A 13,540-nucleotide genomic window follows, 5' to 3' on the forward strand; every position below is an offset into this window, starting at 1 on the left:
TCTTCAAGGTCTGGAATCTGGCGTCCGATATCTTTTAATCTTTTGAATTAATGTTCACATTCACGTTCATTCCTGCACTTAACTTAGCAATATCTTCTTTTTTATTAGAAGCTGTAAACTCTATTCTTACAGGAATTCTTTGCTGAACTTTAATGAAGTTACCGGTAGAGTTATCTGTAGGGACGCTTGAATATCTTGAGCCCGTTGCGGCTGAAATAGCCGTTACCACACCTTCAAATTTCTGTCCGCCTAATGCATCCGCTGTCATCATCATTTTTTCACCCACTTTGATATTCGGCATCTGGCTTTCCAGGAAATTGGCAGTTACCCATTTTTGCCCGTTTAAAACGATCGTTGCTACCTGCTGTCCCGGTTGTATCAGCTGCCCTTCAGAAATCGTTCTTCTGCCCATTACTCCATCATAAGGAGCTGTAATGATTGTATAAGAAAGATTGATTTTTGCCATATCCAGTGCAGATTTTGTTCTTTTAATTTCGGCATCGATAATACCGAATTTGCTTTTCACTTCCGTTGTAGATAAGTTTGCAGATTGCTTTTGACTGGCTAATGCCTGGTACGCCGCTTTTTGAGCATCATATTCGGTTTTAACCTGATCATACTGCTGTCTTGTAACAGCTTCAGAAGCCAATAAGTTTTTGTATCTGTTTAGATTCTGTTCGGCATTCCAAAGTCTTGCTTTTGCCCCTGCGATATTAGATTCCATTACATTCACATTATTGGAAACCGTATTTACGGAAGAGCTTGTTGCTGCACGCTGAGCTAACGCATTCTGATAAGCCGCTTCAGCCTGTCCAAGCTGGGTTAGAATTTCTCTGTCATCAAGAATGACCAACGTATCACCTTTCTTAACCTGTTGGTGTTCAATAAATTTAATTTCTTTGATATATGCTGAAACTCTGGTATTAATCGGGTTAATAAATTCCTCAACCTGAGCTGCTTCCGTATACGTTTTATCACCAATATGAAAATACTGAGCAATCAGCCAATACAGTCCGAAACCGATGATAGCAAATACCACCATGTTTGAAATAATGGCTTTTATTTTATTTTTCTTTCTTTCTTTTTTCTTTTCAACAGCGCTAGAATTAGCAGGAGTTGGTTGTGTATTTTGAGTATTTTGTTCCTTGTTTTCCATTGTCTTGTTTTTCAGTTTTTAAAAATTAAAGAGTTCCCGTAGATTTCAAAAGGTTATAGTATTGATACAACACATTGATCTCCGCATTGGCATAATCCAGTTCAGATTGTAATTTTTGGTTTTGCGCATCAATCATTTCCGCCTGTACGGCCAATTGATTCAGATACTTAGCTTCAGTAATTTTGTAGTTTTCTTCAGCTAATTTTTTCGCATCATTCAGAATATCAGCCTGCTGAATAGATTCTTGATATTTTACATAAGCTGCATTCACTGCCATATCAATATTCTGCTGCGTTAAAGTCATGGCATCACTTGACTGATTTTTCTGAAGCTCTCCTACTTTCACTCTTTCTTTCGTTTTATACAGATTATCAATATTATAACTCAACGAAATCCCTGTTTGCCAACCTCCCGAATACATATCCAACACCGGGTTTCTCGTTGTGATCGGTCTCTGAAGCGTATATCCTCCGAAACCTGCTATAGTAGGCATTTTATCTGTTTTTATGATCTCAATATTCTTATTCGCAACATCGATATTGGTTTTTGCAGATTTCATCAGCGGATTGCTGTCGTGTGCAAGGCTGATATAATAATCCATCCCGATTCCCGATTCTTTATTCTCCAGGTTTTCTACAGGAATAATTTCTGTATCAGTAGGTAACCCCAAAGCAATGCTTAAATTATAATTAAGAATTTTTTTGTTGTTTACTAAAGTCAGAATTCCCTGATCTAAGTTTTTAATCGCCAGTTCCCCACGAATCACTTCATTTCGGGTAACCATCCCTTGCTGATAGAATTTTCGAATATTTTTAAGACGCTCCTGAGCCAGTTTTTTGTTGTTTTGAAAAACTTCCTGTTGGTTTAATATTTTGTAGACATCTAAATAATTGGAGATCACCAAAAATTTTACGTCCTGTTTATTTTTTTCTAAATCCAATTCTGAAAGCTGCTCGCGAAGTTCGGCCAATTCAATCGACTTATTGACCAAACCTCCTTTGAAGATCAGCTGAGTCGCCTGAACAGCATAAGAACTTCCATAATGAGGCATCGGAATATTGGTTGAATTTGAAAAGTCTTTGTCAATAGCCACTGCATCACCTAAATAAAACTGACTTGTTGAAGCTGTGATTGTTGGCAGTTTCTGAAGTTTTGCAACGTTCGTATTTTGTTTTGCAATGTCGATATTCTGCGCTGAAACTTTTAGCTGCTGATGATTGTGTATCGCCAGTTCGGCGACCTCATTCGCTGTCAGCTGTTTAATTTCTTGTGAAAAAAACAGCGCAGGAAATAATGCTATCACGAGTGATAGTGCTGTTTTTATATTGTTTACCATTTTACCTTGTTTTACGAGTACAAAGTTAGGGCGATAAGAAACTCAAACAAATGTTTGAGAATTGGAAAAAGATGTTCAAATGTAAGATTTTAACTTTCGAACTGGTTTCGGTATTGAGTAGGGCTTTCTCCTAAATGTTTCTTAAAAAAATGAGAAAATGAGTATTGATCACTAAAGCCAAGGATTGAAGAAATCTCTGAAACAGGCTTATTTGAAGAGTTTAAAAGGACTTTAGCCTCATTGATTACAATTAAAGCAATGATTTGACTGGCCGACCTTCCTGTAATACTCTTTACGACTGATGAAAGATGTCTGGTTGTAATCGACTGCCGCTCGGCATAAAACTCCACTGTCCGCTCAGTGAGATGATGATCCGCAAGGTCTGTTAAAAACACAAATACAATCTCTTCCTGCCTCGACATCTGGCTCATTGAATTGCTGTCTTCCTGAGAAATAATTCCCGCCATCTGATAACAGAAAACTGAAAATAAATGTTCTACAATTTCTCTTTTATACGTCATTTCAGTTTCAGAATCTAAAATGTATTTAAGAAAATTCACACTTTTCCATACCACATCCATTTCATCCTGATGAAATGGAACCCCAATATTCATCTGCTGCCTGAAGTAACGGTATGTAATTAATCTATTGAATTTCAAAGATAAAGCAGATATAAAATCTCTTTTATAAGACACCATTCTAGACTGAAAATCTTCACTTACAGAAACCATTTCGTAAATAGTCTGCGGGTCTGTAACCATAAACATATTTGCAGAAAGCTCCAGATCACGGAAATGCTGCTTAAGCTTTATTGTTCCGCTTTTGATGAATATAAATGCAGGATTATCCGGACGGAATGGCTTATCGACAGCAATTCTCTCGAAAATATTATGTTGGGTAAAAATTTCAACTCCAAATTTTTCTAAGGCAGACATAACACAAATGTAAGCAAAGTCTTGAGCGATTGCAAAAATTTATTAGATAACTATATACTTAGTTGTACAAAGGAAAATTTACAATTACACAAAATAATGAATATTAATGATGTATCAAAATAAATAACTCAAATAAATTCAATTACTGTTTCCCGTAATTGAATTTACTTTTTTTATTGTACTTTGTTGACTTAACCATTTAAACAATAAAAACATGGCAGTTAAAACAATTAATGAACCAAAAATTACCGTTAACAAATTAGGAGAATTTTTAGTAGCATCACCAAAAAGACAGAGAGCAATTTTAGAACAACTGAAATATCCAAAAGATAATGTATTTAGTTCGTCGCCCTATAATGATGTTAGAAATGTTATAAAACAATATTTTATATCAAATTTCGATGAAAGTATTGTAGAAAATGCTATTGAAGATTATGAGAAAAAAATAAGTGGTAAAACTAAACTTGAGTGGGCTGATACTATTGTAGCTTCATCAATTGATGCATTGGAAAAAGTTCTTGATTTTTCGTTTGATTGTGCTGATTTAACTTTTAGTGAATACAAAGGTAAAAATCCAAAAGTTATAATAAAAGATGTCGAGGTAAGTATAAATCCAGATTTAATTGTATCAAGTTCTTTAAGAAATAAAGATTGTGTTGGTGCATTGAAGATTCATATCAGCAAGGGTTCAAAAAGTGATGTTGAGTCATGTAAATATGTTGCAACATTAATGAATGATTTTACTATAGCTCATTTATGCAATCCTCCAATAACAAATAGATATGAAAATTCAATATCGTATGATGTCTTCAAAGACATTTTTGTCGAAAGTCCAAAATCTTTTAAAAAGAGAATGGCTGATATTGAAGCTGGATGTATGAACATTAAAGCTATTTGGGATTCTATCTAAGTTTGTCTTTATTTTATGGCAATGTTGACAAAGCGTTTGATAATTTTCAATGCCTAAGCCAGCACCACCTTTGAAAACGGGAAGTATATGATCTGCTTCCCATTTTTCATCATATACTCCACAAGATCTACAATATCCCTGATCATTTTTGAATAAAACTTCTCGTATAACCGATATATCACCTTTAATAATATAAAACTGAATTAAAGCTTTAGTTTTACATTCTTTTGATGCCCACTTTTTTTGCATTCCTGATAAATCCTTCCCACAGCCACACGAACACTTTCCAGATTCTTGCTTTGGATATAAGTCATTAATCGCTAACGATTTTTGATATCTTATAAAGTTATTTATCATTTTATGATTGAAAATATTAATACAAAACTAAAATAAAATCTCAATATTGTGTATGTTTTATATCATAATTTTAGTATTTAGATACAATTTATTACATTCATTACGGATGATTAGAAAAGCTTTTAAAACTTGTAGTTTTATATATATTCTATTAAAATTCAATTTATTATGAAATCGTTAAAAGAATTTATATCAGAAAATTTAGAAAATTCGACTATTATCCCGGTTCAAGAAAATGAAGAGGTTACAGAAAATAACAATCCAGAAGCTGTTCAAGAGGGTACTAAAACTAATGAGGACGTAACCAAAGAAAGCTAATGCTATGAATTTAGAAATCAAACAAGAGCATCAGTTTTATTCTAAAGAACATAATATCAAAATAGATTTTTCTATGTTTGACAATAATCATCCTCGATTATTAGTTAGCCAATTAGAAGAAATTTTCAAATCATCATTTAATGATTGGTTAAATTCATCACGTACTAAAAATATTGCTGCGTTTAAATCAGCGTGTTATTTTGATCAATATGGATATAAAACAATTGATGATTATTTTAATGCTTTAGTTATTGATGTTGATGAACAACAATATTGTTCATATATGTTAGCTCATCAATATATTGGTGAGCATAATGAAGCATTATATAAAGAAACATTAAAATTTTATCAACAAATTAGAAATCTTTAATATATTTTGATCATATATTCATAGTAATTTATTATATCATCATCACTAATTTTATAAATTGATCTATCCTCTAAGATTGCTAAAATGTCAAAATTTTCTGTTTCAATATTAACATTAGTTTGAACATCTGTTTCAATATTATAAATTTCTTGAAAGTTATAATTTTTAAGACTTAAATCTAAAGGCCATGGAACAAACTTAATTATATTTTTTTGTTGAGGAAAATATTCGAAAAAATGTAGTTTTTTAGCCTCATTATCATTTAGTATACTTTGTAATTTTTTATACAGTCCAAACTTTGCCATAATTAGTAGCTTTTTTCACAAAACTACTATCATATAAATTCATATGCAATCCGTGTTTTTACGGAAATCCGTATTGAAATTAAATATTTTACATTATGACAAACCCTCTAAAATAGAGGGTTTTGCGTTTTTCTGCCTAGATAATTTTTATTATATTTGTATTATAATAATCATTCTAATTATAGAATGTTAAAAAATAAAAATATAGATAAGAGTATTTAATATTTAGAAAATATATTGCGTTTGCTATCCGTCCTGTAAGTGAAAAGTCGAAAATTCAAAAGAACAGGGAAGTTTAAGTAAAACGCTCACGTTATGCGTGGGCTTTGCTTTACTTTGTTCTTAGGGCTTCGACTCCCTCACTTACAAGTATAATAGCATTGTTCCACGCTTTTTTTGTGGATTAGCAATAGAAGCTAACCCATGAAACATTCACAAAAACTACAATTACAAAACTTACTTTATCACCTCAATATTCCTCCATGATGACTTTGGTGTAGATTATTTCTGCACACAATTTTACATCTTATCAAAAATAATTCAATAAAAACTTATACAAATACAACAAAAATGACAACTAAAAAATATTTTTACATATTAGCTATTTCAACAAGTACATTCTTAATGCATTCTTGCAACAAATCAGAAAAAGTTGAAAACCCTGATAAAACTGAAGAACTTGCATCAACAGAAACATCTTCTTTAGCTGAAACAGAGCCTTTATCTGATGATATAAAAGCTGAAACTGTATCAACTGATACAAAGAATATAGACAAAATGCTTGATGATTATGAAGAATATGTAGACAAATACATTGTATATGCTAAAAAAATTCAAACAGGTGATATGTCAGCTATGAAAGAATACACCGAGATTATGGAAAAAGCAAATGATTATGCAGAAAGTATGGAAAAAGTAAAAGATGACGAACAGGTAACTCCTGAACAAATGAAAAGAATGATGGAAATTCAGACTAAAATGGCTGGTGCAATATCAGCCAAATAATTAGATTGACAGGAGTGAGAAGTCACTCCTGTTTTGTTTTGAATAGTAAAGATGGTGGTATTTCAGATTTGATAACATCAACCAAATGATTCAGTAAGTTGTATACATATATAGGTCAATTATTAATTTGTTATTTTTTATTACCTTAACACCAAATTAATAATTATGGCCAGAAAAAGAAGAAAAATTGGATTTTATTACCTAACTGTCAATGAGGGAAATGATTTAAAAGAGTCATTTGATTTGATTATATCACATATAAATGGATTAAGCAAAGAAGAAAGAAAATATGAATTGGGTAATAGTAAACTTTGTTATCTTGATTCATATCAAGAAACAAATGGAGGCAATAAAGCTAAAGCAATTATCAAAAGTGCAAAATATAGTTTTAGACCAAACTTGGTTCATCGTGCCACAATTACAGAAAGAGAAAATCCCAAACTTTTAGAAGAAGGTGAAATTGAGAAATCGCATATAGCATTTAAGTTTTCAGATGATGCAATATCATTCATATTAGATAAACATTCTGGTGGAATAACAATAAAACAATTCGTCAGTTATTTAAATCAATTTAGTCATTCAATTGAAACAGATATACAATTACGATTTGGATTTGAAATTGTTGTTAAGGAAGATTTTTTACAAGAAATTGAGAACCTAAGTAGAGTTACATGTGCTAATGTAGTAGTAGATAAGCAACTCTTAGGAAGCGATGCACTTAACTATTCAGATAGAATAACTGAGGTTCAACATGATATAGTTGTAAGTGTAAAGGCTAAAAAAAGAGATTCTATAGAAGAATTTGCAAAAGATGTTTTTGCAAAATTTATTGGAGGTGAAAGAGGAATTAACAGAATTCGAATAATTGGTCGTAATGAGGACAATAATCAAGTTGTTATTAATACAGATTTTATTGAACGTCAAGAATTTATATTTGCTAATTATAATGAAATAACTGGAGAAATAACATCTGATGATGTATTTACTGAAATGTACGATACTTTGAATAATTTCAATTAATATGATATGTATTTAGAATTTTTTTTAATTATAGTTGATTATTTCAAAACACTAAATAGAAAAATTTTTATTTATGAATGGTTGTTTCCATTTATAGTAATATTTTTTTGCATATATATTGGCTGTATTTTGGATTTTGGAGTATTTATTTCCTTTAAAGATTCAGCAATAAATGTTATTGGTGTACTGTTAGGTTTCTCTATTGCGGTCATAACGATTATTACTACTGGAAGCGGACCAAATATTGAACAAATAAAGAATCATGAAACTTCTGTAACCATTAACAACAGAAAAATTTCATTATACAAACTATTTTTAATAAATTTCACTTATTCAGTCATATTAGAAGTTATTTTAATAATTTCTTGTTTATTAATGCCATTATTGAACAAAATCTTTTTATTTAGTTTTTCAATTAAATTAATAATGTATTCAATAATGGTATTTATCGTTTTTCATATTTTATTACTGACTTTGCGTAATATAACTGATTTCTATTTAATTATCTCGAAAGAAAACAATTAAGCAATCAGTTCCTCATAAGTAAGACGTTCCGTAGCAGTAAGCAAAGCCAAATTAAATCTATCTCCATCTGTAAGTTCTTTAGTATTATATCTAAAAGCAAATTCATCACAATACCTTTGAAGATGTTTTGGACTTACAGAATGGTAAATACCAAGAATTCCTCGTTTTAGTAGACTCCAGAATCCTTCAATACTATTTGTATGATAGTTGTCTTTGACATATTGACCCTTATTATGAGGTATGCTTTTATGTTCGTAATTTTTATGTACTTGTGAATATCCTCTCCAACCATCACTTACCACGATAGAGCCTTCTTTAACCATATTTTTGATAACGGTTGTGAGGGTTTTGCCTTTTGTATTAGGAACAATTTCTGTAGTTACTTTTCCATTACTAAGTAAACCAAATACAACGGTTTTTGTTTTGGTACTTCTTCCCTGAGTGTTTTCTACTTTTTTATGCCATGCTTTATTATGATTTTTACCTCCTACGAATGTTTCATCAACTTGTGTAACGCCATCAAATTTTTCTGCTTGTTCAGGTTGAAAAGTATTTCTAATTCTTGAAAGCATGAACCATGCAGTTTTTTGAGTTACCTCAATATCTTTTGCTAATTGAACACTACTAATTCCTTTTTTGTGGGATGAAAATATATAAATTGCAAGAAACCATTTCTTTAATGGAATTGGTGAGCCTTCAAACATAGTTCCTATTCTAATAGTAAATCGTGTTAAGCAATCTTTGCATTTATACATGCCTTTGAATTTTCCACCTTGTTTTAGTTTGTAATGATTTTCTCTGATACTTCCACAATGAGGACAAATAGGTTCTCCATTCCAAAGTAATTCTTCAAGATATTCTCTGCATTTTTGTTCTGTATCAAGAACATCTATCATTTTTATAAGAGAGTTAAATTCAGTATTATAAGTATTTGATTTTGAATAAGTTATCATGTTTTATTGATATTATAAATTTATAAAAAATAATCGAGGCTGAACAATGCAGCAAAACATTTTTTCGTTCTATGGGAAAATATTTTACTGCATGATTGTCAGCTTGTTAGGAGTTAGAATGTTGTTTAATTATTCAAAGGATTAAATACTGTATTAACAACATAGGCAACCTTGTCTATAGAAATGTTATCATATAACACTTGATAGAAAGGACTTCCTTTAATTAATAGAAAGAGTGATGACAACATTTCAATCGTTGAAAGAATGTTAATCAGTGAAAAACTTTTTGAATTGTTATTAGCATTTGCGGTGCTAAATTCAAAATTCTTTGATGATTCTGTAATTACTGTTCCTTGGTGAGAGAAGGATGTAGTTTTCTTTTGGCTGTTCCATTTAATGTTCATAATTCAATATTTTTTTATGATTAAATGGAACAAGCTCAGAGAGCCTCGAATGATATTATGTTAACTTAAACATCAGAGCAACGTTTTGTTCTAAAAGCTTATTATTATTGAATTAAATTCATTTAAGTCTACTAAACGGATATTTTTTTATTTATATTGATTATAAATTAAAAGGTGGTTTCAAATTTTAACACTTAAAAATGTCGTTTTTGGGGTTTTACACGAAAAAATCCAGTAAAAAATTACTGGATTTTGATAATTAAAAATGTATGTAGAAAAGTTAAAAATAACTCTTGTTTTAGAGTTATTTATGATTTCAAATTAACATCAAATTCATTGTTTAATTATGATTATGTAAATTGTTTATTTTTCCTTTGTACAACTAAGTATATAGTTATCATTTATTATTTTAGTATTTTCCAAATTCCTATTATGAGAAAGATAGATTTACTCCTTGCAGAATACGGTGAGAGCCACAGAAACGCAACCAACAAATCAATTCACTGGATTTGTGTGCCCTTGATTTTCTGGACGATTTTAGGTTTTATTTCTTATATTCCGACTCCGAATATTTATCTAAAATATTTTGGTTTTCTGAGCGTTGCAAGTTTTATCGCACTTATTCTGGTAACTGTTTTTTATTTCAGATTGTCATGGAGAATTGCCCTGATCATGATTTTTGTAATGCTTTTGATGGAGCATTTCGTATCATTAGCCAATGTCACTTTCGGGACAAAATCATGGATATTTTACTTAGCTGTATTTATCATTACATGGATTTTGCAATTTGTAGGACATAAAATAGAAGGTAAAAAGCCATCCTTTCTGAAAGACTTACAGTTTCTTTTAATCGGACCTATCTGGCTTTTAAGCTTTATACTTAAAAAACTGGGAATCAGATATTAGGTTTTAAGTAACACCCTGGAAGATGAAGGCTGGAAGTTTTTCGTACTTTACAAACTTTCACCTTACTGCCTCCCACTTCAAAGCTCAATTAATCTTCCAAAGCATACACTGCAAAACTAGCCAACCAGTGATCTCCCCCATAATTTCCCTGAAAAAGCAGTGGTAGTCCGTTATTTAAAAATACAGTTGCTGTTTTTTCGAATTTCTTTTTTAAAGGGTGATTATCAGGAAGAGATTTTGCGATCCCTTTCATACACCAGGCTTTTGTGAATGATAATCCTACCAAATGAACCGTCTGATAATCTGACAAATCACTTACCACAGGGATTTTTTCAATATTTTCAAGGCTTCGTTTTTCATAAAAATTATTCAGCCATGTTACAAATTCTTTTTGGGGTAAAACTCTTCGCATTAAATCTGCGATTTCCAAACTTGGAGAGAAGAAATCGGAACCATCCGGCTCAAGATATGCCGGAGTTTTTGTGTTGTTTAAGTAAAAATATTTCGCCTTTTCTACCAATTGATTTTCGAAGGCTTTATCGCCTGTTGCTCTTGCCCAGTCGAGTGCAAAAACCATTGCAAATGCAGTGTTCGGATGAACTCCTGTTCTATTGGGATAAGTCTGTTTAGGTAAAAAAGTCTTCCATGAAGCCAGAATTTTATCTGTTAAAGGTTTTAAATTCTGGTGCCATACTTTAGCTTTCGGATTATCCCAGGTCATTAATTCCTCATCCAGCTTTAAGAGCCATGCCCAGCCGTACGTCCTTTCAAAAGTTCCTGTTAACTGATATTTTGTGAAATAATCTGCTTCTGTCTGAAGATTCTCTTTTTTGAATGAGTTGTCAAGAATTTTCTCAATCTCTTTTGCAGTGGATAAATTGGGTTTTGTCTTCAGTAAGCGAACAAGCATCCAATGTCCGTGAACAGAGCTATGCCAGTCGAAACATCCATAAAAACTTGGATGCAGATCTTTTGGAGTTAAAGGAACTTCACCGGCATTGTTAATAATATGCGCGGTTTTATTGGGATATTCCTGATTGATGCAGTGAAGCGGTTTTTCAGATAATTTAATCGCCATATCATCCGTCAGCTTCGGAATTTCCTGAGCATACATTAAAAACGGAGAACATATAATCGCTAAAAGACTCTTTTTCATCCCTTAAAAATATAAAATAATTTCTTTTTTTAATCTCTTATTCTTGCTTAAAATATCAATTTATATAATATTTACATCAATTTTTATCAATTATTTAAAATTTATCACTTAAACTTGTTTTTAAGCATACTTTTTGATGGATTCACGAAACTTTATTCATGAGAAAATTAATTGTCCCGTTGTTTTGCTTATTCCTTATCCAATGTAATCAATCTAAATCTCCGGATCAATATGAAGTAAAGGCAGATTTAGTAGGTGTTATCGCCGAGGATAAAATATTGGAAACTCCTCCACCACACGCATCAGTAAGCATTTCCGAAAAAACAGTATCTGAAAAGCCCGATCAACAAAAAACAGATACAATCTCAAAAAAAATCATTAAAAATGGTGAAATGAGTATTCAGGTGGGAGACATTAAAAAGGCTCAGAATCAGATCAGCAACATTATTAAAAACAATAAAGCTTATATTCAAAAAGAAGAATTTCATAATACCGATACCAATGAAAATCTGAACTTCACTATTCGTGTTCCGCATAAAAACTTTGACCAGCTTATCAATTCATTTTCCGACGGTGTAGGCTCTGTGGTCTCAAAAAATATTTCTTCCGATGATGTAACTGAGGAGTATACTGATATTTCCATTAAACTGGCCAATAAGAAAATTTATCTTGAAAAGTATAGAGATATACTTAAGAAAGCTGCTACAACCAAAGATATGCTTGAGATTCAGGAAAATATCCGTAAGCTGGAAGATGAAATTGATGTTTCAGAAGGCGGATTACGCTTTATCGATGACCGAGTGAATTACAGCACACTAAACCTGAGCTTGTTTAAAGAAAAAATAAGAAGTTCCACCACATCAAAAATAGGCTTTGGAAGCCGCTTTGGAGATTCTTTGACAGAAGGCTGGAATAGTTTTGTCGCTTTTTTTCTTGGTGTGATTGCACTTTGGCCGTTCTTTTTGTTGATTCCAATTGTTATTTTTCTTTGGAGAAAATGGAAAAACAGAAGGAAAAACTAATATTTTCACTGGATCATACTAATGCTTCGACAGGCTCAGCATGACATTGCTGAAAATTTTCTGCTAAAATACATAACGAATAGTGTTAGGAATGTCATGCTGAGGCTCTCAAAATATATAACAAAATAATTTTGATACAAGAGCTTTGTTTTTGAAACGATTTTATTTGCCCAACACAAATACAGCCGGGATTTTGTGAAGCTCCGGCTTTTGTTTCTGCCAGTCTTTTATGGTTTTTGTCTTGATGAATTCATGTTCAGGATCGTTGATATTGGCAGCGATACAAAGTTTTGTATTGGGTGACAGGAACTTAATAAGATCTTCAAAAAGTACGTTATTTCTGTATGGTGTTTCCATGAAAATCTGAGAATAGCCTGTTTTCTGAACTAAACTTTCCAACTGTAAAATCTGCCTTTTCTTTTCTCCTTTATCAATCGGTAAATACCCGTTAAAAGTAAATTCCTGACCGTTAAAACCACTGGAAATTAAAGCTAAAATAATTGATGAAGGCCCCGAAATAGGAATTATTCTGATGTTTTTTTCATGGCACCATTTCACGATAAGATTTCCGGGATCAGCAATACAAGGAAGTCCGGCTTCAGAGAGCAATCCGAAATCCTGACCTTTCAGCATCAGCTCCTGTGCCTCTTTGATATCTGCATTTTCAGTATATTTATCCAGCAAAAAAAGTTTCAGATCAGCCTGTTTTTTCTCCGGAGCAAAAAATTTAACGACTTTCCTGGCTGTCTTTTCATTCTCTACGAAGAAATAGTCAGTCTGCATGATATACTCCTTAATTACTGGCGAAAAATGAGTGATAGAAGTATTTTCTGAAAGGTAAGCTGGAAGTAAAAAAAGCATC

The 13,540-nt window shown here is 31.7% G+C and carries 17 protein-coding genes; 8 read left to right on the plus strand and 9 right to left on the minus strand.

All coding sequences use genetic code 11. The features are described from left to right. Positions 1–34: 34 nt before the first annotated feature. The 3 genes from M2373_RS17065 to M2373_RS17075 all read right to left on the minus strand — a co-directional run bounded on the left by M2373_RS17065 (position 35) and on the right by M2373_RS17075 (position 3,427). Positions 35–1,156: an HlyD family secretion protein gene (locus M2373_RS17065; protein WP_259112317.1), complete on the minus strand. Its 1,122-nt coding sequence runs from the start codon at positions 1,154–1,156 to the stop codon at positions 35–37. A 25-nt stretch (positions 1,157–1,181) separates the two neighbouring features. After that, positions 1,182–2,492: a TolC family protein gene (locus M2373_RS17070; protein WP_259112318.1), complete on the minus strand. Its 1,311-nt coding sequence runs from the start codon at positions 2,490–2,492 to the stop codon at positions 1,182–1,184. An 89-nt stretch (positions 2,493–2,581) separates the two neighbouring features. Next, a complete protein-coding gene (locus M2373_RS17075; RefSeq protein WP_259112320.1) occupies positions 2,582–3,427 on the minus strand; it encodes an AraC family transcriptional regulator in 846 nt (281 codons plus the stop codon). 214 nt (positions 3,428–3,641) lie between these two features. Between M2373_RS17075 and M2373_RS17080 the strand changes: the two genes are divergently transcribed. Then, the gene (locus tag M2373_RS17080; protein ID WP_259112322.1) at positions 3,642–4,337 is read left to right on the plus strand and encodes a hypothetical protein; all 696 of its coding nucleotides are present in this window, start codon (positions 3,642–3,644) and stop codon (positions 4,335–4,337) included. Here M2373_RS17080 and M2373_RS22605 read toward each other — a convergent pair. After that, a complete protein-coding gene (locus tag M2373_RS22605) occupies positions 4,218–4,586 on the minus strand; it encodes an HNH endonuclease (protein ID WP_409013212.1) in 369 nt (122 codons plus the stop codon). The genes M2373_RS17080 and M2373_RS22605 overlap by 120 nt on opposite strands. Positions 4,587–4,862: 276 nt before the next feature. Between M2373_RS22605 and M2373_RS17085 the strand changes: the two genes are divergently transcribed. Then, a complete protein-coding gene (locus M2373_RS17085) occupies positions 4,863–5,012 on the plus strand; it encodes a hypothetical protein (protein WP_259112324.1) in 150 nt (49 codons plus the stop codon). Positions 5,013–5,016: 4 nt separating this feature from the next. Then, positions 5,017–5,382: a hypothetical protein gene (locus M2373_RS17090; protein ID WP_259112326.1), complete on the plus strand. Its 366-nt coding sequence runs from the start codon at positions 5,017–5,019 to the stop codon at positions 5,380–5,382. Here M2373_RS17090 and M2373_RS17095 read toward each other — a convergent pair. Beyond that, positions 5,379–5,687 (minus strand): hypothetical protein, encoded by a 309-nt coding sequence (locus M2373_RS17095; protein ID WP_259112327.1) that lies wholly within the window; start codon positions 5,685–5,687, stop codon positions 5,379–5,381. The two genes, M2373_RS17090 and M2373_RS17095, sit on opposite strands and share 4 nt — an antisense overlap. Positions 5,688–6,257: 570 nt before the next feature. Here M2373_RS17095 and M2373_RS17100 point away from each other — a divergent pair. The 3 genes from M2373_RS17100 to M2373_RS17110 all read left to right on the plus strand — a co-directional run bounded on the left by M2373_RS17100 (position 6,258) and on the right by M2373_RS17110 (position 8,237). Further along, the gene (locus tag M2373_RS17100) at positions 6,258–6,692 is read left to right on the plus strand and encodes a DUF6591 domain-containing protein (protein WP_259112328.1); all 435 of its coding nucleotides are present in this window, start codon (positions 6,258–6,260) and stop codon (positions 6,690–6,692) included. A 165-nt stretch (positions 6,693–6,857) separates the two neighbouring features. Next, entirely contained in the window at positions 6,858–7,712 is an 855-nt protein-coding gene (locus M2373_RS17105) for a hypothetical protein (protein WP_259112329.1), read from the plus strand. Positions 7,713–7,718: 6 nt separating this feature from the next. After that, positions 7,719–8,237 carry a hypothetical protein gene (locus tag M2373_RS17110; protein WP_259112331.1) on the plus strand — a complete coding sequence of 173 codons (519 nt, stop codon included), beginning with the start codon at positions 7,719–7,721 and terminating at the stop codon, positions 8,235–8,237. Here the strand turns inward: M2373_RS17110 and M2373_RS17115 are convergent. Together M2373_RS17115 and M2373_RS17120 are read right to left on the minus strand one after the other, a co-directional pair. After that, a complete protein-coding gene (locus tag M2373_RS17115) occupies positions 8,234–9,190 on the minus strand; it encodes an IS1595 family transposase (RefSeq protein ID WP_409013210.1) in 957 nt (318 codons plus the stop codon). The two genes, M2373_RS17110 and M2373_RS17115, sit on opposite strands and share 4 nt — an antisense overlap. A 125-nt stretch (positions 9,191–9,315) precedes the next feature. Beyond that, positions 9,316–9,594 carry a hypothetical protein gene (locus tag M2373_RS17120; RefSeq protein WP_259112332.1) on the minus strand — a complete coding sequence of 93 codons (279 nt, stop codon included), beginning with the start codon at positions 9,592–9,594 and terminating at the stop codon, positions 9,316–9,318. A 432-nt stretch (positions 9,595–10,026) separates the two neighbouring features. On the opposite strand from M2373_RS17120, the gene M2373_RS17125 reads away from it, so the two are divergent. Continuing rightward, complete coding sequence (locus tag M2373_RS17125; RefSeq protein WP_259112333.1) at positions 10,027–10,500, plus strand: DUF962 domain-containing protein; 474 nt, start codon at positions 10,027–10,029, stop codon at positions 10,498–10,500. Positions 10,501–10,588: 88 nt separating this feature from the next. On the opposite strand, the gene M2373_RS17130 is transcribed toward M2373_RS17125, so the two are convergent. Beyond that, positions 10,589–11,656: a DUF2891 domain-containing protein gene (locus tag M2373_RS17130; protein WP_259112334.1), complete on the minus strand. Its 1,068-nt coding sequence runs from the start codon at positions 11,654–11,656 to the stop codon at positions 10,589–10,591. 158 nt (positions 11,657–11,814) lie between these two features. On the opposite strand from M2373_RS17130, the gene M2373_RS17135 reads away from it, so the two are divergent. After that, on the plus strand, positions 11,815–12,678 hold the full coding sequence (locus M2373_RS17135) for a DUF4349 domain-containing protein (protein ID WP_259112335.1): 864 nt from the start codon (positions 11,815–11,817) through the stop codon (positions 12,676–12,678). A gap of 162 nt (positions 12,679–12,840) precedes the next feature. On the opposite strand, the gene M2373_RS17140 is transcribed toward M2373_RS17135, so the two are convergent. Next, positions 12,841–13,539 (minus strand): SAM-dependent methyltransferase, encoded by a 699-nt coding sequence (locus tag M2373_RS17140; RefSeq protein ID WP_259112337.1) that lies wholly within the window; start codon positions 13,537–13,539, stop codon positions 12,841–12,843. Position 13,540 lies beyond the last annotated feature (1 nt).

Origin of the sequence: Chryseobacterium sp. JUb7 (assembly GCF_024806495.1) — a bacterium.
Lineage (GTDB): Bacteria > Bacteroidota > Bacteroidia > Flavobacteriales > Weeksellaceae > Chryseobacterium.

Excerpts from the sequence above, each read along its gene's own strand:
- M2373_RS17065 (WP_259112317.1), bottom strand. The coding sequence starts at position 1,156 with ATGGAAAACAAGGAACAAAATACTCAAAATACACAACCAACTCCTGCT.
- M2373_RS17070 (WP_259112318.1), bottom strand. The coding sequence starts at position 2,492 with ATGGTAAACAATATAAAAACAGCACTATCACTCGTGATAGCATTATTT.
- M2373_RS17075 (WP_259112320.1), bottom strand. The coding sequence starts at position 3,427 with ATGTCTGCCTTAGAAAAATTTGGAGTTGAAATTTTTACCCAACATAAT.
- M2373_RS17080 (WP_259112322.1), top strand. The coding sequence starts at position 3,642 with ATGGCAGTTAAAACAATTAATGAACCAAAAATTACCGTTAACAAATTA.
- M2373_RS22605 (WP_409013212.1), bottom strand. The coding sequence starts at position 4,586 with ATGCAAAAAAAGTGGGCATCAAAAGAATGTAAAACTAAAGCTTTAATT.
- M2373_RS17085 (WP_259112324.1), top strand. The coding sequence starts at position 4,863 with ATGAAATCGTTAAAAGAATTTATATCAGAAAATTTAGAAAATTCGACT.
- M2373_RS17090 (WP_259112326.1), top strand. The coding sequence starts at position 5,017 with ATGAATTTAGAAATCAAACAAGAGCATCAGTTTTATTCTAAAGAACAT.
- M2373_RS17095 (WP_259112327.1), bottom strand. The coding sequence starts at position 5,687 with ATGGCAAAGTTTGGACTGTATAAAAAATTACAAAGTATACTAAATGAT.
- M2373_RS17100 (WP_259112328.1), top strand. The coding sequence starts at position 6,258 with ATGACAACTAAAAAATATTTTTACATATTAGCTATTTCAACAAGTACA.
- M2373_RS17105 (WP_259112329.1), top strand. The coding sequence starts at position 6,858 with ATGGCCAGAAAAAGAAGAAAAATTGGATTTTATTACCTAACTGTCAAT.
- M2373_RS17110 (WP_259112331.1), top strand. The coding sequence starts at position 7,719 with ATGTATTTAGAATTTTTTTTAATTATAGTTGATTATTTCAAAACACTA.
- M2373_RS17115 (WP_409013210.1), bottom strand. The coding sequence starts at position 9,190 with ATGATAACTTATTCAAAATCAAATACTTATAATACTGAATTTAACTCT.
- M2373_RS17120 (WP_259112332.1), bottom strand. The coding sequence starts at position 9,594 with ATGAACATTAAATGGAACAGCCAAAAGAAAACTACATCCTTCTCTCAC.
- M2373_RS17125 (WP_259112333.1), top strand. The coding sequence starts at position 10,027 with ATGAGAAAGATAGATTTACTCCTTGCAGAATACGGTGAGAGCCACAGA.
- M2373_RS17130 (WP_259112334.1), bottom strand. The coding sequence starts at position 11,656 with ATGAAAAAGAGTCTTTTAGCGATTATATGTTCTCCGTTTTTAATGTAT.
- M2373_RS17135 (WP_259112335.1), top strand. The coding sequence starts at position 11,815 with ATGAGAAAATTAATTGTCCCGTTGTTTTGCTTATTCCTTATCCAATGT.
- M2373_RS17140 (WP_259112337.1), bottom strand. The coding sequence starts at position 13,539 with ATGCTTTTTTTACTTCCAGCTTACCTTTCAGAAAATACTTCTATCACT.